We start from the raw sequence: 24,137 nt of genomic DNA on the forward strand, positions 1-24,137 counted from the left end.
CTCCGTCAGAATTCGACCAGTTCGCCGGAGCGGGCATTGATGTGCAGCATGCGCACCACGCCATCAAGCCCGGCCACTTCGAGTTCGTATATGTAAACAGTGTCGGTCTGCAACAGCACGCTGTCGAGCAGCTGGCCACCGAACTGTTTTTCGACCCGGGCCATCAGGTCCATCATCGACAGGATTTCACCCGCCTCCACCAGCTTGCGGCAGGCTTCGGCATCGAGCCGCACGGGGAGAACTGTGCTGGCGCCGAGCGTGGTGCTCAGCAGCAGTGCCGCAAAAAACAGGCGTTGAGGTTTCTTCATGGGCCCTCCGGTCAACGGCCTGCTGCCGGCGCCAGTGCGCAGAACAGACCATTCTGATCAGAATGCAGACTACGCCGGCTGTCTGAAACCAGACTGAATCCGGCCTTGCGTACAGTCGCTACAGCGCACTGTAGCCAGCAGACGGTACTACAACCAGGTTACCAAAAATACTCCACCGGCGACCCTGCCTGCGCCCCCGGCGTTACCTGCACGGAGCCTGATGCAGGTCCGTGCTACAGGTTAGGCACCACAGCACTTTTTATACTTGATGCCGCTACCACACGAGCAGGGGTCATTGCGATTGGGCCTGGCTTCCAGGCTCACGGTTTTCGGCGTATTGATCATGCTCAGCATATCAGTAATGTTTTCATCGGCCTGGGCATCAACGGTAATGGTTGCGACCAGCTGATGCTCAAGCAGAAGGGCTTCAACCTCGGTTTTGCGGGCCTCGCTCTGCACACTCAGCAGCAGCGGGGCCTCGTCAGTCCCGGGCCTGGCGGCGCGCTTGGTGTTGAAACCGTAACTTGAATGCTTGGGCTTGGGGGTTTGGCGACCTTTAAAGAAAAACTTGTCAGACATAAAACAGAACCTGTACAGGATGAATTGAATTGCGAAATTGCACAGCGCTAACGATCAGCAAGACCCGACAGACTGCTAAAACAGGTACACCAGCAGCTGCAGTACCAGCAGCGCGTAAATCCCGGCCAGTACATCATCCAGCATGATGCCAAAACCGCCCTCAACCCGTTGATCCACCACCCGTATGGGCCAGGGTTTCCAGATATCGAAGAGTCGGAAAAGCACAAAGCCCGTCAGTATCCAGTACCAGTGCGCCGGCACCAGCAGCATGGTGATCCAGAAGCCGACGAACTCGTCCCAGACGATACCGGGATGATCATGCACGCCCATATCCCGCGCCGTGCGACCACAGAGGTAAACGCCAGCGCCGGCCGAGACCAGCAGCACCAGCACATAACCCCACAGGGGCAGCTGCGTCATCAGCAGATACAACGGTATCGCCGCCAGGGTACCAAAGGTACCGGGCGCCCTGGGGGCCAGGCCACTGCCAAAGCCAAAGGCCAGAAAATGAACCGGGTTGCGCCAAACGGCCAAACGCTGCATCAGTATTCCTTCAATCAGGTGCCGCCGGCTGGCGCAAAATGGTTGTAGCCGGCATCGAGCCCCGGGGTCTGGACGGCGGCACCGTCGTTTTCCAGCCGCAGGCCGGCGCTGGCGGGGAGGATTTCACCGACACAGCTGACCGGCACATCATGGTGCTGCAGCTGCGCGGCAAGTGTCTCCCAGCGAGCCGCGGGCACCGTGAAGCACAACTCGAAGTCTTCACCGCCAGACAGTGCCCAGTCCCGTGCCTGCTCGATACCGGTATAGGCACGCAATGCCTCGGACAACGGCAGCTGGTGCCGCTCGATACGGGCACCGACGGCACTAGCCCTGAGAATATGCCCCAGGTCCGCCAGCAAACCGTCGGATATGTCGATGCAGCTACTGGCGTAATCCGCGATCAGCAGGCCCGTCGAAAGCCTCGGCTGCGGTGCAAAGAAACGCTGCAGCAGTCGCTGGCTGGTCGCCGGCAGAGGGTCGGGCTGGATATCGGCGCGCAGCTGGATATCCAGCCCTGCGCGGCTGTCGCCGAGGGTGCCTGACACACAGACCAGATCGCCCACGCCGGCACCGCCGCGATGCAGTCCGCGCCCTGCGGGCACCAGCCCCTGCACCTGCACGCTCAGGGTCAGCGGCCCGCGGGTAGTATCTCCGCCCACCAGCCGAATACCGAAGCGCCGCGCGCAGGCGCCCAGCGATTCGGCAAAGGCCGCCAGCCAGGGCTCATCGGCACTCGGCAGCGTCAGCGCCAGGGTAAACCAGGCCGGTTCCGCCCCCATGGCGGCCAGGTCGCTGACCGCCGCCCCCATCAGTCGGCTGGCGATCCGCCCGGGGTCGGTGCCCGGCAGAAAATGGGTACCTTCCACCAGGGTGTCGATGGAGAGCACCAGATCCATGCCCGGCGGCACCCGCAACTGGGCACAGTCGTCACCGATACCCACGACAATACTGGCGTCGTTATCGGTCAGGCGACTGAAGTAGTGCCGTATGAGTGCAAACTCGTCCAAGACGCGGTCCGTCAGCCCTTGCGGGCGCGGATTTCAGCGTAACGCACGCGCTGCGCCAGCTTGTCGAGCACACCGTTGACGTACTTGTGGCTTTCAGTGGCACCGAAAATCTTCGCCAGCTCGACGCTTTCGTTGATCGCCACGCGGTACGGCACTTCAATCCGTTTCATCAGCTCGTAGGTGCCGATACGCAGCACGGCAAGCTCGATGGGATCCAGGTCGTGCAGGGCACGATCCAGGTAGGGTTCGAAGGCCTTGTCGAGCTCGGACTTGGACTTGGCCACACCGTGCAGCAATTCGGAGAACATCTGCACGTCGGTGTCTTTCATGTCGTTGTCGACACGGAACTGGGCGTCGATCTCGGTCAGCGGCTGACCGGCAATCTGCCACTGATACACCGCCTGCAGTGCGAAGCTGCGGGCGGAGCGGCGTTTCTCGGTCATGGAGACCTTTTTGCGCTTGGGCGCTGGAACTGGAGCGTCGGACATGTTGCGCTTAAACCTCGAGTTGTCGCAGCAGGCTGACCATTTCCAGCGCGGACAGGGCCGCTTCCGCGCCCTTGTTACCGGCCTTGGTGCCGGAGCGCTCGATCGCCTGCTCTATGCTGTTGACGGTCAGAATGCCATTTGCGACCGGGACATTGTATTCCATGGCGACCTGGGCCACGCCCTTGGAGCTTTCGGCGGACACATATTCAAAGTGCGGCGTACCACCACGGATCACGGCGCCCAGGGCGATGATGGCATCGTCCTTTTTCTGCGCCGCGACGCGCTGTACCGCCAGCGGGATTTCGAATGCACCCGGCACGCGGATGACGCGAATCTTGTCTTCCTGCACGCCGTGGCGTTTCAGGGTATCGAGTGCTCCTTCGAGCAGGCTTTCCACCACAAATGCGTTGAAACGGCCCACCACGATGGCGTAGTTGCCCGCACCGCTCACAAAATCACCTTCAATTACTTTCACAGACATTTGCCAGTCCCACTTAGTCTTCGTATGGAATGTATTCTTCGATTTCCAGATCAAACCCGGAGATCGCATTGAACTTCATCGGCGAGCTGAGCAGGCGCATCTTGCCCACACCCAGGTCACGCAGTATCTGAGAGCCGGTGCCCACCGTCAGGTAGGCGCCGGAGGAGCTGACATTGACCTTGGACTTCTTCGGTCCCTGCAGCATCTGCTGCAGTGCCGTGCCCAGGTTGATCTTGCTGCCCACATCCAGCAGCAGCACCACGCCCTTGCCTTCTTCGGCGACCTTGCGCAGTGCACGGCGCATGGTCCACTTCACGGTGTCCCCCGGGCAGGCACCGACCACATCGCGCAGCACCTCGGTACGGATATGCACCCGCACCAGGGTCGGTTCCGTGGCGCTGATCTCGCCCTGGGTCAGGGCCAGGTGCGTACAGTTCTGGATTTCATCGCGGTAGGTCACGAAATTGAAATCGCCAAATTCGGTGGGCAGCACGCCTGCGTCTTCGCGCACCACCGTGTGCTCGTTGAGCGTGCGGTAGTGAATCAGGTCGGCGATAGTACCGATCTTGAGGCCATGTTTCTCGGCAAATTTTTCCAGATCGGGCCGGCGCGCCATGGTGCCGTCTTCATTCATGATCTCGACGATGGCAGACGCCGGCGACAGCCCCGCCAGGCGTGGCAGGTCGCAGCCCGCCTCGGTATGGCCTGCGCGGCTCAGCACGCCACCGGGCTGAGCCATCAGCGGGAATATATGACCGGGCTGAACAATATCTTCCGGCACCGCATCGCCGCGCACCGCCACCCGCACCGTATGGGCACGGTCGGCGGCGGAAATGCCGGTGGTAACACCGCTGGCCGCCTCGATGGAAAGCGTAAAGTTGGTGGAAAACTGGGCACCGTTGCTCTGTACCATCAGCGGCAGCTTGAGCTGCTCACAGCGGCTGCGGGTCAGCGTCAGGCAGATCAGGCCCCGGGCATGGGTGGCCATGAAGTTGATGTCTTCGGCCCGCACCATCTCGGCGGCGATAACCAGATCACCTTCGTTCTCGCGGTCTTCGTCATCCATCAGGACGACCATCTTGCCCTGACGAATGTCCTCGATCAGTTCTTCTGTCGTATTCAGCTGCATCGATATGTTCTCGTGTTGGGCGCCTCAGCGCCGGCTGTATCCGTATTCGGCCAGTTTGGCCAGCGTCAGACCGTCTTGCTGTGCGTCTTGCCCGTCCGCACCCGGCGCGGGTGCGAACTGCAGCAGGCGTTCCATGTAACGGGCCAGCACATCCACTTCCAGATGCACCATTGTGCCCGGCTGGTACGTACCCGTAATGGCCTCGCCGGCGGTATGGGGCACGATGTTCAATTCAAAGACCGCACCGTCGACGGCGTTAACTGTGAGGCTGACGCCATCCACCGTAATGGATCCCTTGGGGGCAATATACCGCGCCAGCGCCCCGGGTGCCCGCACGCGGTACTGGATCGAGCGGGCATCTTCGCGGCGTTCCAGAACCTGGCCCACGCCATCAACATGGCCGGTGACGATATGACCGCCGAGACGACCACTGGGCATCATGGCCTTTTCCAGGTTGACCTTCTCCCCTATTGCCAGGCTTTCAAAGCGGCTGTGGGCCAGGGTTTCGCGGGACACGTCAGCCCAGAAACCGTCCCCGGGAAGCGCCACGGCAGTCAGGCAGATACCGTTGGTGGCAATGCTGTCGCCAAGCCTTACATCGCTCAGATCCAGCGTTCGGGTCTGCACGTAGAGGCGCATGTCGCCCTGGCGCATTTCAACGGCGGCAATCTGGCCGATCGCCTCGATAATGCCGGTAAACATCAGAGCGGCTCCTGTGTCGGCTGCTGTTGCAGCGATGCCTGTTGCGAATACTGCGGCCTGAGGGTGAAACGAATATCCGCGCCAAGCTGACGCATGTCCTCGACCTGCAGCGGAATCTGCTGTGCCATCTGTTCGAACGGCAATTCCAGCAAGGGCCGCGCAGCCGAACCCAGCAGTTTGGGCGCCATGTATACGACAATTTCGTCCACCAGCTGCGCCGCCACCAGGGCGCCGGCCAGGGTCGCGCCGGTTTCCACCAGCAGCTCGTTGCACTGCTCACGGCCGAGCCAGTCCAGCAGCGCTGCAAGGTTCACCCTGCCATCAATGCCAGGCAAGCACAGCAGCTGCGCGCCGCCTTCGATCAGCGGCGCCTGGGCGGCACTGTCGTTCAGACAGGTCACAATCAGGGTACGGCCCGGCTGCTGCAGTATGCGGGCACCGGGTGGTGTTCGCAGCTGGCTGTCGAGCACCAGTCGCAGGGGCTGGCGCGCGCCAACGGCGGCTTGTTCCGCGGTACTGAAACCCGCTTCGGCGCCACGCACCGTGAGGCTGGAATCATCCAGCAGAATCGAATCGACGCCGGTGAGAATCGCCGAGCTGCGAGCACGCAGGCGCTGCACATCGGCGCGAGCGGCACTGCCGGTGACCCACTGCGACTCGCCGCTGGCCATCGCCGTACGGCCATCCAGGCTCATGGCCAGTTTGAGGCGTACCCAGGGTCGACCGCTTTCCATGCGACGAATAAAGCCGGGATTAAGCGCCCGCGCCTCGGCTTCCAGCAAGCCGCTGTCGGCACGGATGCCGGCACTGCGCAGGCGCTCCAGACCACGCCCCGCCACCTGGGGGTTGGGGTCCACCATCGCGGCCACCACCCGGGTAACGCCTGCGCGCACCAGGGCATCGGCACAGGGCGGGGTGCGCCCCTGATGGCTGCAGGGCTCCAGCGTCACATAGGCGGTACAGCCCCGGGCCCGCTCGCCCGCCATGCGCAGCGCATTGACCTCGGCATGGCCTTCACCGGCGCGCACATGATAGCCCTCGCCCACCCGTTCATCGCCCTGCACCAGCACGCAACCCACCCGCGGATTGGGGTCGGTACTGAACAGGCCTTCGCGCGCCAGCCTGATGGCCCGCGCCATCCAGGCATGGTCCTGCGCACTCCAGTCGGTCATGGCGGGCCCTCCTGGGTATCCACCTGGGAAGACAGGCGATCGATTTCTTCCTTGAACTCGTTGATGTCCTGGAAACTGCGGTAAACGGAAGCAAAGCGCACATAGGCGACCTGGTCGAGCTTGCGCAGCTCCGCCATCACGGTTTCGCCGACCAGGCGCGAGGCGACCTCGCGTTCGCCCGTGGCACGCAGACGCAGCTTGATTCGGTTGATGGCCGCTTCGATGGCTTCAACGCCGACGGGGCGTTTTTCCAGCGCGCGCTGCACACCGGCACGCAGTTTTTCTTCATCGAAGGGCTGACGCATGCCGTCGGCCTTGATCAGGCGTGGCATCAGCAGCTCGGCGGCTTCGTAGGAGGTGAATCGCTCATGGCAGCTGATGCATTCTCGCCGGCGTCGCACTTGCTGCCCTTCGGCAACCAGGCGCGAATCCACCACCTTGGTTTCATTGGCGCCGCAAAATGGACAATGCATAGAACAATCCTGCCATTCAAAGAGCGTGCAGACAGGCGCGATCCGCGCCTCGTCCGTGAAATGTTACCGCGCAGGGTGCACGGATCGGGTAATGCACCTGTTTTACAGGTACCCATACAACAAAAGGCGGCTAAAAAGCCGCCTGCGGATTCTACCCGAACTGCTGTGGGTTTTGTACCCGCCGCCGCACGATCAGCGCAGCGCCAGGTACCGGCCCCGGTTTACTTGTAAACCGGGAAACGTGCGCAGATATCCAGCACCTGCTGCTTGACACGGGCGCTGGTTTCTTCGTTGTCCAGATCGTCCAGCAGATCGCAGATCCAGTTGGCCAGATCGGTCACTTCCGCTTCCTTGAAACCACGGCGTGTCACGGCAGGCGTACCAATACGCAGCCCCGAGGTCACGAAGGGGGAACGCGGATCATTGGGGACCGCATTCTTGTTAACGGTGATGTTGGCACGACCCAGGGCCGCATCCGCATCCTTGCCGGTGATGTCTTTGTTGATCAGGTCAACCAGGAAAAGGTGATCATCGGTACCGCCGGAAACGATATCGATACCGCGGGCCAGGAAAACCTTGACCATGGCCTGGGCGTTTTTCACCACCTGCGCCTGGTAGGCTTTCCATTCCGGCTCCATGGCTTCCTTGAAGCACACGGCCTTGGCGGCAATCACGTGCATCAGCGGGCCGCCCTGGGATTCCGGGAAGACTGCAAAATTGAGTTTCTTCTGCAGCTCTTCATCGGCACGGGCCGACAGGATCAGGCCGCCGCGCGGGCCGCCCAGGGTCTTGTGGGTTGTGGTGGTAACAACATCGGCAATCTCGATCGGGCTGGGGTAAACGCCCGCCGCCACCAGGCCTGCGATGTGCGCCATGTCGACGAACAGGTAGGCACCCACCTTGTCGGCGATATCGCGGAAGCGCTGCCAGTCAACCACGCGGGAGTACGCGGAGAAACCGGCCACGATCATCTTCGGCTTGTGCTCCAGCGCCAGACGCTCAACTTCGGCGTAATCGATCTCACCGGTTTCGGCGTTCAGGCCATACTGCACCGCGTTGTAGATGCGACCGGAGAAGGACACCGAGGCGCCGTGGGTCAGGTGACCACCGTGCGCCAGGCTCATGCCCAGAATGGTATCGCCGGGCTTGCACAGCGCCATGAAGACAGCGGCGTTGGCCTGGGATCCGGAGTGCGGCTGCACGTTGGCATAGGTAGCACCGAACAGGGACTTGGCACGGTCGATCGCCAGGGTTTCAACGATATCGACGTACTCGCAGCCACCGTAGTAACGCTTGGCCGGATAGCCTTCGGCGTACTTGTTGGTCAGACCGGAGCCCTGGGCTTCCATAACACGCGGGCTGGTGTAGTTCTCGGAGGCGATCAGTTCGATATGCTCTTCCTGACGGCGCTCTTCCGCCTGGATGGCAGACCAGAGATCCGAATCAAATGCGGCGATGGTCATCTCTTTGCTAAACATAGCTGTCCCCAATAGTGCAAAGGCTGTTCAGTGCCGCACCACAACCCCAATATACCCCGAAGCCATCAGGCCCCAGACCCGGAGTCGCTACAGCACCGCGGAAAAGGGCGCCATTATAGTCGAAACTCCGGCAACTGCGCACTTGAAACTGGATCACCGCAACCGGAGTGGCTTTCATGCAACAACCGCAGCCCGCCACTGACGCTGGCGAGGATTGGCGGCGGCTTCGATGCCGGGCCACAGACAGAGCCACATCGGGTTAGCTTTCGATTACCCCAATCGGCTAAAATCTCCCCCATCCATGACCCTTACAAAAGACAGGTTCCGATCCCATGGCTCAATATGTGTTTTCGATGGATCGCCTCGGCAAGGTCGTGCCGCCGAAGCGTGAAATCCTCAAGAATATTTCCTTGTCCTTCTTCCCCGGCGCCAAGATCGGCGTTCTGGGACTCAACGGTTCGGGCAAGTCGACCCTGCTGCGCATCATGGCCGGCGTTGACAAGGAATATATCGGCGAAGCCCGCCCGATGGCCGACCTCAATATCGGCTACCTGCCGCAGGAGCCGGAGCTTGACGACACCAAGACCGTGCGCGAGATCGTTGAGGAATCCGTGGCCGATGTAAAGGCCGCCCTGGCGGGCCTGGACGCCGTCTATGCCGCCTACGCCGAACCGGATGCCGACTTCGATGAACTGGCCAAGCGCCAGGCCGAGTTCGAAAACCTGATCCAGGCCAAGGACGGACACAACCTGGAAAACGCCCTGGAACGTGCCGCCGACGCCCTGCGTCTGCCGGCCTGGGATGCCGAAGTCAAACACCTGTCCGGGGGTGAGCGCCGCCGTGTGGCGCTGTGCCGCCTGCTGCTCGACAAGCCCGACATGCTGCTGCTGGACGAGCCGACCAACCATCTGGACGCCGAGTCCGTGGCCTGGATCGAACGCTTCCTGCAGGAATACCCCGGCACCGTGGTTGCCATCACCCATGACCGCTACTTCCTCGACAACGCCGCCGGCTGGATTCTGGAACTGGACCGCGGACGCGGCATTCCCTACGAGGGCAACTACTCCTCCTGGCTGGAACAGAAGGAAAGCCGCCTGGAAGCCGAAGCCAAGCAGGAAGCGGCACACCACAAGGCCGTATCTTCGGAGCTGGAGTGGGTGCGCCAGGGTCAGAAAGGCCGCCAGGCCAAGTCCAAGGCGCGCCTGAAGCAGTTCGAGGAAATGAACTCCCGCGAGTTCCAGACCCGCAACGAAACCCAGGAAATCTATATCCCGCCTGGCCCCCGCCTGGGTGACAAGGTCATCGAAGCGCGCAACATTTCCAAGGCCTACGGCGACAAGGTACTGATCGACGACCTGAGTTTCTCGATTCCCCAAGGTGCCATTGTCGGCATCATCGGCGGCAACGGCGCCGGTAAGTCCACCCTGTTCCGCATGATCAGCGGCGCCGAAAAACCGGATTCCGGCGAAATCGAACTGGGCTCCACCGTGAAGCTGGCGTACGTCAACCAGGACCGGGACCTGGATGGCAACAAGACCGTGTTTGCCGAGATTTCCGACGGCCAGGACATCATCACCGTTGGCACCTACCAGACACCGTCACGCGCCTACTGTGGCCGCTTCAACTTCAAGGGCGGCGATCAGCAGAAGCTGGTAAAAGACCTGTCCGGGGGTGAGCGCAACCGCCTGCACATGGCCAAGCTGCTGAAAGAAGGCGGCAACGTGCTGCTGCTCGATGAGCCGACCAACGACCTGGATATCGAAACCCTGCGTGCCCTGGAAGAAGCCATCCTGGGCTTCCCGGGCTGCGCGGTCGTGATTTCCCATGACCGCTGGTTCCTCGACCGTATCTGTACCCACATGCTGGCGTATGAAGGCGAGTCCAAGGTGGAGTTCTTCGAAGGCAACTACACCGAGTACCAGGACGACTACAAACGCCGCTACGGCAAGGAACACCAGCCGGAGCGCATCAAGTACAAGCGCATGAACTAACACGCGCCTGCTTTGTGAAAAGCCACCGCCTCCCCGGAGCCGGTGGCTTTTTTATGAAGCTGGCGGCGGCGCGGCGCACAATCGTTTGGAGCAACGGCTGCATCCGTCAGTTTGAGCTATCCTTAGCCGACGATCAGCATCCCAGGAAATAATAAACACATGGCCGCAGCAAAGTTGAAACAGTGGTTCCTCGGGCTCGCATTTGCGGGCATGTCCAGCGCAGCCTCGGCCGATATTGGCGTCGGTGCCGGCGTCACCTACGTGTTCGGGGGTAATGGACTGGCGCTGGGAATCAAGGCTTTTTCCAGCGACAACGAGGACGAAGGCGCCGCATCCCTGGGGCTGGACTACGTTTTCTCGAGTCGCAGCTGGCGTCCCAGCATAGGCGCGGCCTATCTGTTCGACAGCAGCTACGTGGATGTTACCGCCGGGTATAACTACGGCACAGGATCCTGGGATCTGGGACTTGGTGCGGGCTTCGCCGATACCGATGACGACGACTCCGCTCCCCTTTTAGTTCCCGACTAACACATGCCACAGTACCGGGAGGCGCCGGGGCGCCTCTGCTGCACTGCTAAAGGCCCAGACTCATCCCCAATCGCCTAGAGCGCATCCAGCGCCTCGGACAAGCGTGTCACACCGATGACCTCCATCCCCGCCGGCGCCGCCTTGGGCACATTGCCCTTGGGCACGATGGCCCGCTTGAAGCCATGTTTGGCCGCCTCGCGAATGCGCTCCTGACCATTGGGCACCGGGCGAATTTCCCCGGACAGCCCCACCTCGCCGAAGGTCATCAGTCCCGGCGGCAAGGGCCGGTCACGGTAGCTCGATACCACCGCCAGCAGCAGCGCTAGATCGGCGCCGGTTTCCAGCACCTTGACGCCCCCCACCACATTGACGAAGACATCCTGATCGCCGGTTTGCAGGCCGCCGTGGCGGTGCAGCACCGCCAGCAGCATGGCCAGGCGGTTATGCTCCAGCCCCACCGCCACCCGGCGCGGATTGGCCATGTGGCTCGTATCCACCAGCGCCTGGATCTCCACCAGCAGCGGCCTCGTGCCCTCCCACACCACCATCACCACGCTACCGGGACTGGGCTCATCGGAGCGGCTCAGGAAGATCGAGCTGGGATTGCGCACCTCGCGCAGGCCATTTTCCAGCATCGCAAAGACGCCCAGTTCGTTCACGGCACCAAAGCGGTTCTTGTGGGATCTCAGGGTACGAAAACGACTGTCAGACGAGCCTTCCAGCTGCAACGAACAGTCGATCATGTGCTCCAGCACCTTCGGGCCCGCCAGGCTGCCATCCTTGGTGACATGGCCCACCAGCAGCAGCACGGTGCCGGTCTGCTTGGCATAGCGCGTCAGGTAGGCTGCGCTTTCGCGCACCTGTGCCACCGAGCCCGGCGCCGACTGCACATCCGCCATGTGCATGACCTGGATGGAGTCGATCACCATCAGCTTGGGCTGATGCTGCTGCGCGATCTGGCAGATGGCCTCCACCGAGGTCTCGGACAGCATTTTCAAATGCCCCGCCTCGAGCCCCAAACGCTGCGCGCGCATGGCCACCTGTTGCAACGACTCTTCCCCGGTGACATACAGGGCAGTTTTCTGCGCTGCCAGGTGACACATGACCTGCAGCAGCAGCGTACTCTTGCCGGCGCCGGGGTGGCCGCCTATCAGGATGGCCGAGCCCGGCACCAGGCCGCCGCCCAGCACCCGGTCCAGCTCATCGGTGCCGGTGGAAAAACGCGGCATCTCGCCCAGGTTGACCTCCGACAGGCTGACCACCTTGCCGCCGGCATCGCTGGCACCGGTATAGCCCTCGAAACGGGCCGAACGCGCCGCCGTTCCCGGCGCCGCAAGCCGGACTTCGGCCAGGGTATTCCAGCTGTTGCAGGCGGTACACTGCCCCTGCCACTTGGTGTAATCGGCGCCGCAGTCATTGCAGACGTAAGCGGTCTTGGCCTTGGCCATGGCGAAATCCTCTGAGCCGGCTGTCAATGCCGGCATTCTACCCGCTGCCGGGCACTGTACCCAAGGCCGTGTCAGGCCGGGGTTTCAAAACAGCGCCGACGGGTTACACTCCGGACTCTGTTTGCAGCCAACGATAAAGGAATAAGTACAATGAAACTGGAAACCATTGCGGTACACGGCGGCTATGAGCCTGACCCGACGACCCGCGCTGTCGCGGTGCCCATCTACCAGACAGCCGCCTACGCGTTCGACAACGCCCAGCACGGCGCCGACCTGTTCGACCTCAAGGTGCCGGGCAACATCTACACCCGCATCATGAACCCCACCAACGACGTGCTGGAGAAGCGCGCCGCCGAACTCGAGGGCGGCATTGCGGCGCTGGCGGTGGCCTCCGGCATGGCCGCCATTACCTACAGTATCCAGACCCTGGCGGAAACCGGTGACAACATTGTCTCGACCAGCGAGCTCTACGGCGGTACCTACAACCTGTTCGCCCATACCCTGCCGCGCCAGGGTATCGAGGTAAAATTCGTCGACAAGGACGACTTTGCCGGCATCGAGAGCCGGATCGACGCCCGCACCCGCGCCCTGTTCTGCGAGAGTATCGGCAACCCGTCCGGCAGCATTGCCGATATCGAAAAATTGGCTGAAGTGGCCCACCGGCACGGCATCCCGCTGATCGTGGACAACACCGTCGCCAGCCCGCTGCTGTGGCGCCCCATCGAACAGGGCGCCGATATCGTCGTGCAGTCGGCTACCAAGTACATCGGCGGCCACGGCAACTCCATCGGCGGCCTGGTGATCGACAGCGGCAACTTCCCCTGGGCCGATCACAAGGATCGCTTCCCGCTGCTCAACGAGGCAGACCCCTCCTACCACGGCGTGGTCTACACCGAGGCCTTTGGTCCCGCTGCGTTTATCGGCCGCTGCCGTGTGGTGCCACTGCGCAACATGGGTGCCGCCCTGTCACCGATGAATGCCTTCCTGCTGCTGCAGGGCATCGAAACCCTGGCGCTGCGCATGGAGCGCATCTGTAACAACACACTGCAGATTGCCCGCTACCTGGAAGGCCACAAGGCGGTGAAATGGGTCAGCTACGCGGCGCTGGAAAGCCACAAGGATCACGCGCTTGCTCTCAAGTACATGAACGGCAAGGCATCCGGCATTCTCAGCTTCGGCCTGCACAGCGGGCGCGAGGGTACCCGCACATTCTACGATGCGCTAAACCTGTTTATCCGGCTGGTGAACATCGGTGACTGCCGCTCTCTGGCATCCATTCCGGCGGAAACCACTCACCGCCAGCTCAATGACGAGGAACTGAAGTCCGCCGGCGTGAAACCGGAAACCGTGCGTTTGTCGATCGGGATCGAACACATCGACGACCTGCTGGCCGACCTGCAGCAGGCCCTGGCCAAGGTCTGATACAAAAACGGGTGCGGCCCCAAAGACCGCACCCGTATTCAAACCGCCAACAGCACACTCAACCGATGGTCTTGGCAGCAATCGCCTCCACGGCCTGCTGCTGCAACGCATCAATCTCTGCTGCACTACTGACGCAGAAATTCAGATCCTGCAGCACACCGCTGTCCAGGCCATAAACCCAGGCGTGTACACACAGCTCCTGACCACTGCTCCAGGCTTCCTGCACCATGGTGGTGTTGCAGACGTTATACGCCTGTTCGATGACGTTCAGCTCGCACAGACGGTCAAGCTTGAATTTCTCGTCATCGTTCCACTGCTCCAGGATGTCGCGGTACTTGAAGTAGACGTCGCGGACATGGCGCAGCCAGTTATCGATCAGCCCCAGCTGACTCGGCTCCAGTGAGGCCTTGACGCCGCCACAACCGTAGTGCCCCACCACCATGACATGCTTCACCTTCAGCACCCGTACCGCATACTGCAGCACGGACAGGCAGTTCATGTCGGTGTGAATTACCAGGTTGGATACGTTGCGATGCACAAAGACATCACCCGGCAACAGGCCGATGATTTCATTGGCCGGCACCCGGCTGTCGGAACAGCCAATCCAAAGGTATTCCGGCGCCTGCTGCTTAGCCAGCGTCGGAAAGAATTCCGGGTTCAGTCGGGAGATACGCTCCGACCAGGCACGGTTTTGCTCAAACAGCTTCTGCAATTGCTTCATGACCAACTCCCGCTACAGGACAAATGAATTACGCTCAAAATCAGGCGTGAAAACGGGCGCTGAGTTCATGTACCGCATCCACGAACACCCGCGCCTTTTCCGGGTCGGCAAACTGATGGATACCGTGACCCAGGTTGAAAACATGGCCGTTGCCCTGCCCGAAGCCCGAAAGAATCGTCTCGACTTCAGCACGGATACGGGCCGCCGGTGCGTACAACACCGACGGGTCCATGTTGCCCTGCAGGGCAACACGATCACCCACGCGACGACGGGCGTCCTGAATATCGCAGGTCCAGTCGAGCCCCAGGGCATCGGCGCCCGCGTCGGCAATGGACTCGAGCCACTGGCCGCCGTTCTTGGTAAACAGAATCACCGGTACGCGACGTCCTTCGTGCTCACGCAGCAGACCCGCGCAGATTTTCTGCATGTAGCCAAGGGAAAACTCGCGGTACATCGGGCCGCTGAGCACGCCGCCCCAGGTGTCGAAAATCTGCACCGCCTGGGCACCCGCCAGGATCTGCTCGTTAAGGTAGTTGGTCACCGACTGGGCCAGCTTGTCGAGCAGCCCATGCAGGACTTCCGGCGTGCTGTACATCATCTGCTTGATATGGCGGAAGTCCTTGCTTGAGCCGCCTTCAACCATGTAGGTCGCCAGGGTCCAGGGGCTGCCGGAGAAACCGATCAGCGGCACACGACCGCCCAGGGCGCCACGAATCTCGCGCACCGCCGCCATGACATAATCCAGATCGGAGGCCGCATCCGGCACCGGCAGCGCCGCCACATCGGCTTCGCTGCGAATCACCTTGCGAAAGCGCGGGCCTTCCCCTGTTTCGAAGTAGAGCCCAAGCCCCATGGCATCCGGAATAGTGAGGATGTCGGAAAACAGAATGGCTGCATCCAGATCGAAGCGCTCCAGCGGCTGCAGGGTGACTTCGCAGGCCAGCTCGCGGTTCTTGCACAGGCTCAGAAAATCACCGGCCTGGGCCCGGCTGGCACGGTACTCGGGCAGGTAACGCCCGGCCTGGCGCATCATCCATACCGGGGTGACATCTACCGGTTCGCGCATCAGCGCTCGCAAAAAACGGTCGTTCTTCAATTCAGCCATCGGGATCAGCCATCAGTTAGCGGTCAAATAATCGCGCCATTTTAGCGTTTTCCGATAAAAAATGCGCACCCAAGTGCAAAGGCCCCACCCGCCCCCGCATACACGGGTATCCCTGCCTCCGCGATGCTGTAGTTAGGCCACAGTCGCGCTATACTAGGCTGATTCTTGACCAGACCGGAAATCCCGGAAGGTCACTCATCCAGGGCTAAATCCGCAAGATTCCCGCATGGTCAAAGCCGCCGACATTCTCACCCTGCCCGACAGCGCCAACACCCATGACCACGGCTACCACCAGCTGGTTCTGGGCCTGGAAGGGCAGACCGCATTTGAACTCGAAGGCCTGGGCCAGCGGGTCAGTCCCGGCATGGGGTGCGTGGTGCCTTCATCCATTGCGCACGCTTTCTGCGGTGTCGGCAATAACAGCATCCTGGTGATCAACCTGGCCAGCAGCCAGAGTGTCTCGCGCGAGGAGCGCGAGCGCATCAACCGGCTGTTCGACCAGGCGGCCTACTTCGACATGAACAGCCATCTGCAGGTGCTGGCCAACGCCATCAGCCGGGAGATCCGCCAGTATCCCAACGACCCCATGCTGGCGCGGGCCTGCAGCAACATGCTGCTCTGTACGCTCGGCAATCATATGACTACCCGGGCACCGGCCCGCAAGCCTGGCCTGCTGGACCTGGACCTGATCAATGAATACATTCAGCTCAATATGCAGCGCAAGATCAGCGTGGCACACCTGGCCGGCATCGCCTGCCTCAGCAACAGCCAGTTTCACGAACTGTTCAAGCGCCAGGCCGGCATGACGCCGCACCAGTTTTTGTTGATAAAACGCCTGACGGCGGCGCGCACTCTACTGGAACAGGGCTACTCTGTATCCCATGCAACCGAGCAGTGCGGCTTCGCCAATCAGAGCGCCTTCACCCATGCGTTCCGGCGCCATTTCGGCGATACACCGGCGCGCTATCGCCAGCAGACGGCCTTCCATACCGCCTGACGCCGGATTTTTCGACAAGAATTCCGGAGCTTCTGGTAAGACCTCACGTCCAACTGTCACTAAAGTGTGGTTACTCGCCGATTCGCTCGGCGCGGTTCGTTATCGCCAGGGAGGCGAATTTCCGGACTCCCAGGTGTCTGCCCCTGAGCCAGCTTCGCGCTGATCTATCCACAGGCCCCCGAAAACCGCAGCCCGTCCTGGCTTTAGCAGGACCGTGAGGTACCCGATCATGTTCAAGGCTATTGATGTTCTAAACCCGGACTTCATCACCCGTACGCCTGCCGATCTCTGGAAAGAGATATCGCCGCTCTATGCTATCGATGAGACCACCTGGCTGCAGGAGCTGCTGCCGCTGGCCAAACCGGACGACGCAGAGCTGGAAAAAACCACCCAGGGTGCCACCCGCCTGATTGAACAGGTGCGGACCGATGACGCCGCGATCCACATGATCGACGCCCTGCTGCTGGAATACAGCCTGGATACCCGCGAAGGCATCCTGCTGATGTGCCTGGCCGAAGCCCTGATGCGCATCCCCGACGCCGACACCGCCGACGCCCTGATCCGCGACAAGCTCAGCGTTGCCGACTGGAAAAAGCATCTCAAGAATTCCGATTCCCTGTTCGTCAATGCGTCCACCTGGGGCCTGCTGCTGACCGGCAAGGTTGTCGCCATGGACGAAAAGGAAGACGGCACACCGGCCAACGTGATCAATCGCCTGGTCAACCGCTTCTCCGAACCCGTGATCCGCAAGGCCATGTACCAGGCCATGAAAATCATGGGGCATCAGTTTGTGCTGGGCCGCAATATCGGTGAAGCGCTCAAGCGCGGCCGCAAGTATCGTGACCTGGGTTACACCTATTCCTTCGACATGCTGGGCGAAGCGGCCCTGACCGAAAAGGACGCTGACAAGTACTTTGCCGATTACCTGAGCGCGGTGGAATCCGTGGGCAAGGACACCTATGGCGACGGCAAGACGTCCCGCCCGACCATTTCGATCAAGCTGTCGGCACTGCACCCGCGCTATGAAGCCGGTCAGCATGATCGCGTCATGAGCGAACTGCATGCCCGCGTTCTGCAGCTGATCGCCAAGGCCCGCACCCTCAACGTCGGCATCACCATCGATGCCGAGGAAGCGGATCGCCTGGAGCTGTCGCTGTCCCTGTTCGAAAAGCTGTACCGCGATCCGGCCTGCAAGGGCTGGGGCAACTTCGGCCTGGTGATACAGGCCTATTCCAAGCGCGCCCTGCCGGTCCTGGCCTGGCTGGCAAGCCTTGCCGCTGAACAGGGCGACCGCATTCCGGTTCGGCTGGTGAAAGGCGCCTACTGGGACTCAGAAATCAAGCTGTGCCAGCAGCGCGGCATCGATGGCTACCCGGTCTACACCCGCAAGGAGGCCACCGACACCTCTTACCTGGCCTGTGCCCGCTTCCTGCTCAGCCCCCAGGTACGCGGCAAGATCTACCCGCAGTTTGCCAGCCACAACGCCCACACCGTGGGGGCTATCCTGGCCATGACCAGTCACGACGACTTCGAGTTCCAGCGTCTGCACGGCATGGGCGATGCCCTTTACAACCGTGTGCTGAAAAACAACTCGGTCAGTGTGCGCATCTATGCACCCGTGGGTAGCCACAAGGATCTGCTGCCGTACCTGGTACGCCGCCTGCTGGAGAACGGCGCAAACAGCTCCTTCGTGCACCGCCTGGTCGATGCCCGCCATCCGGTCGCCGATCTGGTGCATCACCCGGTCGAAACCCTGACCAGCCGTGCCTCCCTCGCCAACCCGCACATTCCGCTGCCGCGGGAGCTGTTCGGCGAAGAGCGTCACAACTCGTTCAGCCCCAATATCGAGATCGACAGCCAGTGGACGCCGTTCAAGCAGGCCGTCGACGGCTTCATGCAGCAGCAGTGGACCGGCGGCCCCATTATTGGCGGAAAACTGCGTCAGACAGACCAGGTACACCCGGTACTGGCACCGCACAACCACGCCATTCGCACCGGTGAAATGCACTGGGCCCGCCAGGACGATGTCTCCGAAGCGCTGGACCTGCTGAGCGACGGCTTTGTTCGCTGGAACGCCACCGCGGTCGATGCCCGCGCCGCCTGCCTGGAGCGCCTGGCCGACCTGCTGGAAGACAACCTTGCCGAACTGGTGGCCATCTGCCATCTGGAAGCGGGCAAGACCATTCAGGACAGCATCGACGAAGTCCGCGAAGCCGTCGACTTCTGCCGCTACTACGCAGTACAGGCTCGCCGCGGCCTGGGACAGACCGTGCTGGGCACCGCCTTCAACGGCAAGGAACGCCAGTATCGCCTCGACGGCCGTGGCGTTTTTGTCTGCATCAGCCCCTGGAACTTCCCGCTGGCAATCTTCCTCGGCCAGGTCAGTGCTGCTCTGGTTGCAGGTAACAGCGTCATCGCCAAGCCCGCAGAACAGACCAGCCTGATCGCCTGCCGTACCATTGAACTGGCACTGCAGGCCGGCATTCCGGCCGATGTCATCGCGCTGCTGCCAGGCGATGGTGCCAGCGTGGGCGCTCCGCTGACCCGTGATCCGCGCATTGCCGGCGTGGCCTTCACCGGCTCCACCGAAACGGCGCAGCTGATCAACCGCTCCCTGGCCCAGCGTGATGCCGAAATCGTGCCACTGATCGCCGAAACCGGCGGCCAGAATGCCATGATCATCGATTCCACCTCCCTGCCTGAACAGGTGGTGCGCGATGTGGTGCACTCGGCCTTCGCCTCCGCCGGCCAGCGCTGCTCGGCACTGCGCGTACTGTACGTACAGGAAGATGTGGCGGACCGCATTATCGACATGCTGCGTGGTGCCATGGCACAGCAGGTGGTCGGCGACCCAAGCCTGCACAGCACCGATGTCGGCCCCGTCATCGACCTCAAGGCACAGCAGGGGCTGCTGGCCCATATCGAGAACCTCAAGGCCAGTGCCCAGCTGATCGGCCAGACGCCGCTGCCCGCCAATGCCGACCAGGGCACCTTCGTGGCGCCCACGGCCTTTGTTATCAGCGGCATAGATGTTCTGGGTCGTGAACAGTTCGGCCCCATCCTGCACGTGGTGCGCTACAAGGCATCCGAGCTGGACCAGGTGATTGATGCCATCAACGCCACCGGCTACGGCCTGACGCTCGGCGTACACAGCCGCAATGACGAAACCACCCGTCACATTGCCCGCCGTACCCGTGTTGGCAACATCTATATCAACCGCGACCAGATCGGCGCCGTCGTGGGTGTACAGCCCTTTGGCGGTCAGGGCCTTTCCGGCACCGGACCCAAAGCCGGCGGCCCGCGCTACCTGCCACGCTTCACACGTGAAGTTGCACTCTGAGCCCCGACTTGAGACAGGAGTTATCACCATGATCAAACAGACTCAACTCGCCCAGGCTGCCCAGTCCGCACTGAGCGCCTGGGAAGGCTGGAACGGACTTGGCGTTGCCGGTCGCGCCCAGCTGCTGCAGCATTTCGTTGCCCAGCTGGAGCAGGAACAGGCTTCCATGGCCCAGTGGCAGATCGATCAGGCATTGCGCCTGATCGATGCCCCGCTGGAAATGCCCGGCCCCACCGGTGAATCCAACCTGCTGTCCACCAGCGGACGCGGACTCTTTATCATTGCCGCCGAGCAGCAGACCGGTGAAACCGCCCTGGTCGGCCAGCTGGTTGCCGCCCTGATCAGCGGTAACGTTGTATTGCTGGCACCGCACAGCAGCCAGAGCGGCTTTTGCCGCGACCTGCTGCGCCAGCTGGTCGCCGGCAGCTGCCCGGCCGCCGTGGCACAGCTGCTCGAAGGCGCCGATTCGGTACTGGAGCTGAGCCAGTGCCCATCACTGGCCGGCATCGCCTGCGTCTGTGACGCCGGCACCGCGCGGGAACTGAACCGCCAGCTGTGCGAGCGCACGGGCGTGCTGGTACAACTGGTGGCCGAAACGGATCCAGCCCGGATGCCATTGATTGGCAGCGAACAGTACCTGTACCGTTTTATCACCGAGCAGGTCTGCTCCACCAACACCACGGCAGTCGGCGGCAACGCCACCCTGCTGGAGCTGGGCGGACAGGCCGAATAATTGCGAAAACACCCGGCTCCGCTTGCCGACCTTCGGTAGGCGGACGGCTACAATAACAACGATGCCTATTAAGGCGAGCTATCAAAGAGGCGCAACCTTATGATCGAAAACAATGCCGCTATCATCGGCACCTTTATCGTGTACCTGATAATGATGCTGGGCATCGGGCTCTACGCCTACAGACGCACCGCCAGCTCGTCGGATTACTTCCTCGGCGGGCGTTCGCTGGGCCCCTGGCCCGCCGCACTGTCGGCCGGCGCATCCGATATGAGCGGCTGGCTGCTGCTGGGGCTGCCAGGTTATGCCTTTGCCGCCGGCATGGAAGCCATCTGGCTGGGCGGGGGCCTGCTGCTGGGCACCTACCTGAACTGGCTGCTGGTGGCCAAGCGCCTGCGTACCTACAGCTTCGAGGCAAACGATGCCCTGACGCTGCCGGAGTTTTTCTCCAACCGTTTTGAAGACAAGAGCAAGATGATCCAGGTGATTTCCGCCTTCTTCATTCTGCTGTTTTTCCTCTTCTACACCAGCTCCGGCCTCGTGGCCGGCGGCAAGCTGTTCGAGACCGTATTCGGGCTGGACTACAGCATCGCAGTGATCATAGGTACGGTTGCGGTTGTGTCCTATACCCTGTTCGGCGGCTTCCTGGCCGTTTCCTGGACCGACCTGGTGCAGGGCCTGCTGATGGCCGCGGCATTGCTGGTTGTGCCGGTTGTTGCCATGCAGGCCGATGGCGGCATTACCGCCCTGTTTTCTGCCCTGGAAGCCAAGAACCCCGAGCTGCTGACCATCTGGAATGACGCCAGCGGCGAACCCCTGACCTGGATTGCCATAGTGTCACTGGCCGCCTGGGGCCTGGGCTACTTCGGCCAGCCACACATCCTGGCCCGCTTTGCCGGTATTCGCGACAATGCTGCCGTACCAACGGCACGGCGCATCGCCGTTATCTGGTCGGGTCTGGCCATGGCCGGCGCCTTCCTTGTCGGCCTGACCGGGATCGTCTACGTGGACAGCAACATGGGCGGCAGCCTGGGAGATGGCGAGACTATCTTCATGGTGCTGGTCAATGCCATGTTCAATCCGGTCATTGCGGGCATCCTGCTGGCGGCCATCCTGGCAGCCATCATGAGCACCGCGGATTCCCAGTTGCTGGTATCGTCTTCGGCCCTGGCGGAAGACTTTTACCGCAACCTGTTCCGCAAGGACGCCAGCCAGCAGGAAATCGTCATGGTTGGCCGCCTGGCCGTTATCGCCCTGTCGATCGTCGCCCTGATCCTGGCCATGAACCCGGACAGCACGGTTCTGGGACTCGTCTCCTACGCCTGGGCAGGCTTTGGCGCCGCCTTCGGTCCGACGCTGATCCTGGCACTGTACTGGAAACGCATGAACCGCGCTGGCGCCCTGGCCGGTATCCTGGTGGGCGGCATCACCGTGGTGGTCTGGAAGCAGCTGTCCGGCGGTCTCTTCGACCTGTACGAGATCGTACCCGGTATCGTCTTCGCGACCCTGGCGATTATCATCGCCACCCTGGCTACCAGTGCCCCGCCGGCATCGGTCCAGGCCCGTTTCGACGCTTATAGCAGCAAGCTGTAAACGTTGATCAGTGTCGCGCACCCCGGTGTGCGGCACTTGGCAGGATGCGGGATCGCACAATCCCGCTCATTGCCGGCTTTAATCTCACGCTCTGTATTGCAGGCAGCCTTCGGGCTGCCTTTTTTTGTACAGGATGTACGGTATGCCGCGGGCGCATGGATGCGCAGGAGCGGCGGCTACATGGACGTACTGCACCGATTTTCGCTCCTGCAAAATCGGTATTCCCACCATCCATGGCGGTCATCCTGCGAGTGCATGGATGCACAGGAGCAGGGTTGGTGCCGGATACAGTGAGACTAAATTTCTGACGACAGAAACGACAAAGGCCGCCCGGAGGCGGCCTTGGCATGGCTAGACGCAGAATCAGACGTCGAGGTAGTCCAGGATGCCTTCTGCCGCATCGCGACCTTCTGCGATGGCCGTGACCACCAGGTCGGAACCGCGCACCATGTCGCCGCCGGCAAAGACTTTCGCATTGCTGGTCTGGAACGGGAAGCGGTCCTGGCCCTTGGGCTTCTGATCGGCCTGTACACGACCATCGTCATGCAGGTCGATACCGAAATCGGCCAGCCAGGGCGCGGGGCTCGGACGGAAACCAAAGGCCACCTGTACCGCATCGGCTTCGAGCACTTCTTCGGAGCCTGGTACCACCTCGGCGCGACGACGGCCATTCTGGTCCGGTTCACCCATGCGGGTGGTGACCAGCTTGACGCCCACAACGCGGCCCGCTTCGCCGACGATCTCAACCGGCTGACGGTTGAACAGGAACTGCACGCCCTCTTCCTTGGCGTTCTCGACCTCTCGGCGCGAACCCGGCATGTTGGCTTCGTCGCGACGATAGGCACAGGTCACGCTCTGGGCGCCCTGGCGAATCGAGGTACGGTTGCAGTCCATCGCCGTATCACCACCACCGAGCACCACAACGCGCTTGCCGGCCATGTCGATGTATTCCGACGGGTCCTTTTCAAATCCCAGGCAGTGATTGACGTTGGAGATCAGGAACGGCAGCGCATCGAATACGCCTTCAAGCTCCTCTCCGGGGAAACCGCCCTTCATGTAGGTGTAGGTGCCCATACCGAGGAATACGGCATCATATTCTTCGATCAGCTGCGCCATGGTGATGTCGGTACCGACGTTCACATTGAGACGGAACTCAACACCCATCTCGGTGAACATGCGACGACGACGCTTCATGACATCTTTCTCGAGCTTGAACTCGGGAATGCCGAACGTCAGCAGGCCGCCGATTTCAGGATTGCGGTCGAATACGACCGGTGTCACGCCATTGCGCACCAGGATATCGGCACAACCCAGACCCGCCGGGCCGGCACCGATAATGGCGACCTTCTTGTCGGTGCGCACAACCTTGGACATGTCCGGTTTCCAGCCCATGGCGAAGGCGGTATCGGTGATGTACTTCTCCACCGAGCCAATCGTCACGGCCCCGAAGCCGTCATTCAGGGTACAGGCGCCCTCGCACAGACGGTCCTGCGGACAGACACGGCCGCAGACTTCGGGCAGCGAGTTAGTCTGGTGACTCAGCTCGGCCGCTTCCAGAATATTGCCTTCCGAAATCAGCTTGAGCCAGTCCGGGATATGGTTGTGCACCGGGCACTTCCAGGAGCAATAGGGGTTTCCGCAATCCAGACAGCGATGTGACTGATCGGCAACATCTTCCGGCTTGAACGGATCATAAATCTCGGCAAATTCACCCTTGCGGACCTCAGCACTGATTTTGCTCGGTCCTTCGCGGGACACATCGAGGAACTGGAAATCGTTACTCAGACGGTTAGACATAGTCCCCACCTCTTCTTGGGCACCCGCCAGCGGCGGGTACTCGTTAATCTGTCATCAAAGAATCGCGCAGACCCGGCACAGTCACGCTGTGCAGGGCCTGCCTGA

General features: G+C 61.7%; 22 protein-coding genes. 7 read left to right on the top strand and 15 right to left on the bottom strand.

The genetic code is table 11. The annotated features are described in order from the left end of the window. Positions 1–5 precede the first annotated feature (5 nt). The 11 genes from KDW95_RS14290 to glyA form a co-directional block, all read right to left on the bottom strand. Complete coding sequence (locus KDW95_RS14290) at positions 6–308, bottom strand: PepSY domain-containing protein (RefSeq protein WP_255852493.1); 303 nt, start codon at positions 306–308, stop codon at positions 6–8. A 240-nt stretch (positions 309–548) separates the two neighbouring features. Beyond that, complete coding sequence (locus KDW95_RS14295) at positions 549–887, bottom strand: PBPRA1643 family SWIM/SEC-C metal-binding motif protein (RefSeq protein ID WP_255852494.1); 339 nt, start codon at positions 885–887, stop codon at positions 549–551. A gap of 75 nt (positions 888–962) precedes the next feature. Next, positions 963–1,430, bottom strand: a complete 468-nt coding sequence (locus KDW95_RS14300) for a phosphatidylglycerophosphatase A family protein (protein WP_255852495.1) — start codon at positions 1,428–1,430, stop codon at positions 963–965. A 14-nt stretch (positions 1,431–1,444) separates the two neighbouring features. Beyond that, positions 1,445–2,437: a thiamine-phosphate kinase gene (gene thiL / locus KDW95_RS14305; RefSeq protein ID WP_255852496.1), complete on the bottom strand. Its 993-nt coding sequence runs from the start codon at positions 2,435–2,437 to the stop codon at positions 1,445–1,447. An 11-nt stretch (positions 2,438–2,448) separates the two neighbouring features. Then, complete coding sequence (gene nusB, locus KDW95_RS14310) at positions 2,449–2,925, bottom strand: transcription antitermination factor NusB (protein ID WP_255852497.1); 477 nt, start codon at positions 2,923–2,925, stop codon at positions 2,449–2,451. Positions 2,926–2,932: 7 nt separating this feature from the next. Beyond that, positions 2,933–3,406, bottom strand: a complete 474-nt coding sequence (ribH, locus tag KDW95_RS14315; protein WP_255852498.1) for a 6,7-dimethyl-8-ribityllumazine synthase — start codon at positions 3,404–3,406, stop codon at positions 2,933–2,935. A gap of 13 nt (positions 3,407–3,419) precedes the next feature. Next, positions 3,420–4,535 carry a bifunctional 3,4-dihydroxy-2-butanone-4-phosphate synthase/GTP cyclohydrolase II gene (gene ribBA / locus KDW95_RS14320; protein WP_255852499.1) on the bottom strand — a complete coding sequence of 372 codons (1,116 nt, stop codon included), beginning with the start codon at positions 4,533–4,535 and terminating at the stop codon, positions 3,420–3,422. A 24-nt stretch (positions 4,536–4,559) separates the two neighbouring features. Next, entirely contained in the window at positions 4,560–5,237 is a 678-nt protein-coding gene (locus KDW95_RS14325) for a riboflavin synthase (RefSeq protein ID WP_255852500.1), read from the bottom strand. Then, positions 5,237–6,409: a bifunctional diaminohydroxyphosphoribosylaminopyrimidine deaminase/5-amino-6-(5-phosphoribosylamino)uracil reductase RibD gene (ribD, locus tag KDW95_RS14330; protein WP_255852501.1), complete on the bottom strand. Its 1,173-nt coding sequence runs from the start codon at positions 6,407–6,409 to the stop codon at positions 5,237–5,239. Before ribD ends, KDW95_RS14325 begins: the two co-directional genes overlap by 1 nt. Beyond that, a complete protein-coding gene (nrdR, locus tag KDW95_RS14335; protein WP_255852502.1) occupies positions 6,406–6,882 on the bottom strand; it encodes a transcriptional regulator NrdR in 477 nt (158 codons plus the stop codon). Before nrdR ends, ribD begins: the two co-directional genes overlap by 4 nt. Before the next feature lie 221 nt (positions 6,883–7,103). Beyond that, positions 7,104–8,360, bottom strand: a complete 1,257-nt coding sequence (gene glyA, locus KDW95_RS14340) for a serine hydroxymethyltransferase (protein WP_255852503.1) — start codon at positions 8,358–8,360, stop codon at positions 7,104–7,106. Between the two features lie 332 nt (positions 8,361–8,692). Here glyA and ettA point away from each other — a divergent pair, with 332 nt between their 5' ends. Then, the gene (ettA, locus tag KDW95_RS14345; RefSeq protein WP_255852504.1) at positions 8,693–10,351 is read left to right on the top strand and encodes an energy-dependent translational throttle protein EttA; all 1,659 of its coding nucleotides are present in this window, start codon (positions 8,693–8,695) and stop codon (positions 10,349–10,351) included. A 159-nt stretch (positions 10,352–10,510) separates the two neighbouring features. Further along, positions 10,511–10,879 (top strand): hypothetical protein, encoded by a 369-nt coding sequence (locus KDW95_RS14350; protein WP_255852505.1) that lies wholly within the window; start codon positions 10,511–10,513, stop codon positions 10,877–10,879. 74 nt (positions 10,880–10,953) lie between these two features. Here the strand turns inward: KDW95_RS14350 and radA are convergent, their stop codons facing one another. Next, positions 10,954–12,327 carry a DNA repair protein RadA gene (radA, locus tag KDW95_RS14355; RefSeq protein ID WP_255852506.1) on the bottom strand — a complete coding sequence of 458 codons (1,374 nt, stop codon included), beginning with the start codon at positions 12,325–12,327 and terminating at the stop codon, positions 10,954–10,956. A 150-nt stretch (positions 12,328–12,477) separates the two neighbouring features. Here radA and KDW95_RS14360 point away from each other — a divergent pair, with 150 nt between their 5' ends. Beyond that, complete coding sequence (locus KDW95_RS14360) at positions 12,478–13,749, top strand: O-acetylhomoserine aminocarboxypropyltransferase/cysteine synthase family protein (RefSeq protein ID WP_255852507.1); 1,272 nt, start codon at positions 12,478–12,480, stop codon at positions 13,747–13,749. A 58-nt stretch (positions 13,750–13,807) separates the two neighbouring features. On the opposite strand, the gene can is transcribed toward KDW95_RS14360, so the two are convergent. Both can and hemE read right to left on the bottom strand, forming a co-directional pair. Beyond that, entirely contained in the window at positions 13,808–14,470 is a 663-nt protein-coding gene (gene can / locus KDW95_RS14365; protein ID WP_255852508.1) for a carbonate dehydratase, read from the bottom strand. Between the two features lie 40 nt (positions 14,471–14,510). Then, entirely contained in the window at positions 14,511–15,575 is a 1,065-nt protein-coding gene (hemE, locus tag KDW95_RS14370; RefSeq protein ID WP_255852509.1) for a uroporphyrinogen decarboxylase, read from the bottom strand. A 226-nt stretch (positions 15,576–15,801) separates the two neighbouring features. Between hemE and KDW95_RS14375 the strand changes: the two genes are divergently transcribed. The 4 genes from KDW95_RS14375 (at position 15,802) to putP (ending at position 22,235) form a co-directional block, all read left to right on the top strand. Beyond that, entirely contained in the window at positions 15,802–16,572 is a 771-nt protein-coding gene (locus KDW95_RS14375) for a helix-turn-helix domain-containing protein (protein ID WP_255852510.1), read from the top strand. A 229-nt stretch (positions 16,573–16,801) separates the two neighbouring features. Continuing rightward, on the top strand, positions 16,802–19,912 hold the full coding sequence (gene putA / locus KDW95_RS14380; RefSeq protein WP_255852511.1) for a bifunctional proline dehydrogenase/L-glutamate gamma-semialdehyde dehydrogenase PutA: 3,111 nt from the start codon (positions 16,802–16,804) through the stop codon (positions 19,910–19,912). Positions 19,913–19,940: 28 nt separating this feature from the next. Then, the gene (locus KDW95_RS14385; RefSeq protein WP_255852512.1) at positions 19,941–20,645 is read left to right on the top strand and encodes a 1-pyrroline-5-carboxylate dehydrogenase; all 705 of its coding nucleotides are present in this window, start codon (positions 19,941–19,943) and stop codon (positions 20,643–20,645) included. A gap of 99 nt (positions 20,646–20,744) precedes the next feature. Beyond that, a complete protein-coding gene (gene putP, locus KDW95_RS14390; protein ID WP_255852513.1) occupies positions 20,745–22,235 on the top strand; it encodes a sodium/proline symporter PutP in 1,491 nt (496 codons plus the stop codon). A gap of 363 nt (positions 22,236–22,598) precedes the next feature. Here the strand turns inward: putP and KDW95_RS14395 are convergent, their stop codons facing one another. Continuing rightward, positions 22,599–24,032, bottom strand: coding sequence for an FAD-dependent oxidoreductase (locus KDW95_RS14395; protein WP_255852514.1), 1,434 nt, complete (start codon positions 24,030–24,032; stop codon positions 22,599–22,601). Positions 24,033–24,137: the final 105 nt, after the last annotated feature.

Origin of the sequence: Marinobacterium rhizophilum, assembly GCF_024397915.1 — a bacterium.
In the GTDB taxonomy this organism is placed as follows: domain Bacteria; phylum Pseudomonadota; class Gammaproteobacteria; order Pseudomonadales; family Balneatricaceae; genus Marinobacterium_A; species Marinobacterium_A rhizophilum_A.

Excerpts from the sequence above, each read along its gene's own strand:
- KDW95_RS14385 (WP_255852512.1), top strand. The coding sequence starts at position 19,941 with ATGATCAAACAGACTCAACTCGCCCAGGCTGCCCAGTCCGCACTGAGC.
- glyA (WP_255852503.1), bottom strand. The coding sequence starts at position 8,360 with ATGTTTAGCAAAGAGATGACCATCGCCGCATTTGATTCGGATCTCTGG.
- KDW95_RS14360 (WP_255852507.1), top strand. The coding sequence starts at position 12,478 with ATGAAACTGGAAACCATTGCGGTACACGGCGGCTATGAGCCTGACCCG.
- putP (WP_255852513.1), top strand. The coding sequence starts at position 20,745 with ATGATCGAAAACAATGCCGCTATCATCGGCACCTTTATCGTGTACCTG.
- can (WP_255852508.1), bottom strand. The coding sequence starts at position 14,470 with ATGAAGCAATTGCAGAAGCTGTTTGAGCAAAACCGTGCCTGGTCGGAG.
- KDW95_RS14295 (WP_255852494.1), bottom strand. The coding sequence starts at position 887 with ATGTCTGACAAGTTTTTCTTTAAAGGTCGCCAAACCCCCAAGCCCAAG.
- KDW95_RS14375 (WP_255852510.1), top strand. The coding sequence starts at position 15,802 with ATGGTCAAAGCCGCCGACATTCTCACCCTGCCCGACAGCGCCAACACC.
- KDW95_RS14290 (WP_255852493.1), bottom strand. The coding sequence starts at position 308 with ATGAAGAAACCTCAACGCCTGTTTTTTGCGGCACTGCTGCTGAGCACC.
- KDW95_RS14395 (WP_255852514.1), bottom strand. The coding sequence starts at position 24,032 with ATGTCTAACCGTCTGAGTAACGATTTCCAGTTCCTCGATGTGTCCCGC.
- KDW95_RS14350 (WP_255852505.1), top strand. The coding sequence starts at position 10,511 with ATGGCCGCAGCAAAGTTGAAACAGTGGTTCCTCGGGCTCGCATTTGCG.
- KDW95_RS14300 (WP_255852495.1), bottom strand. The coding sequence starts at position 1,430 with ATGCAGCGTTTGGCCGTTTGGCGCAACCCGGTTCATTTTCTGGCCTTT.
- KDW95_RS14325 (WP_255852500.1), bottom strand. The coding sequence starts at position 5,237 with ATGTTTACCGGCATTATCGAGGCGATCGGCCAGATTGCCGCCGTTGAA.
- ribD (WP_255852501.1), bottom strand. The coding sequence starts at position 6,409 with ATGACCGACTGGAGTGCGCAGGACCATGCCTGGATGGCGCGGGCCATC.
- putA (WP_255852511.1), top strand. The coding sequence starts at position 16,802 with ATGTTCAAGGCTATTGATGTTCTAAACCCGGACTTCATCACCCGTACG.
- nrdR (WP_255852502.1), bottom strand. The coding sequence starts at position 6,882 with ATGCATTGTCCATTTTGCGGCGCCAATGAAACCAAGGTGGTGGATTCG.
- hemE (WP_255852509.1), bottom strand. The coding sequence starts at position 15,575 with ATGGCTGAATTGAAGAACGACCGTTTTTTGCGAGCGCTGATGCGCGAA.
- ribBA (WP_255852499.1), bottom strand. The coding sequence starts at position 4,535 with ATGCAGCTGAATACGACAGAAGAACTGATCGAGGACATTCGTCAGGGC.
- radA (WP_255852506.1), bottom strand. The coding sequence starts at position 12,327 with ATGGCCAAGGCCAAGACCGCTTACGTCTGCAATGACTGCGGCGCCGAT.
- ribH (WP_255852498.1), bottom strand. The coding sequence starts at position 3,406 with ATGTCTGTGAAAGTAATTGAAGGTGATTTTGTGAGCGGTGCGGGCAAC.
- ettA (WP_255852504.1), top strand. The coding sequence starts at position 8,693 with ATGGCTCAATATGTGTTTTCGATGGATCGCCTCGGCAAGGTCGTGCCG.
- nusB (WP_255852497.1), bottom strand. The coding sequence starts at position 2,925 with ATGTCCGACGCTCCAGTTCCAGCGCCCAAGCGCAAAAAGGTCTCCATG.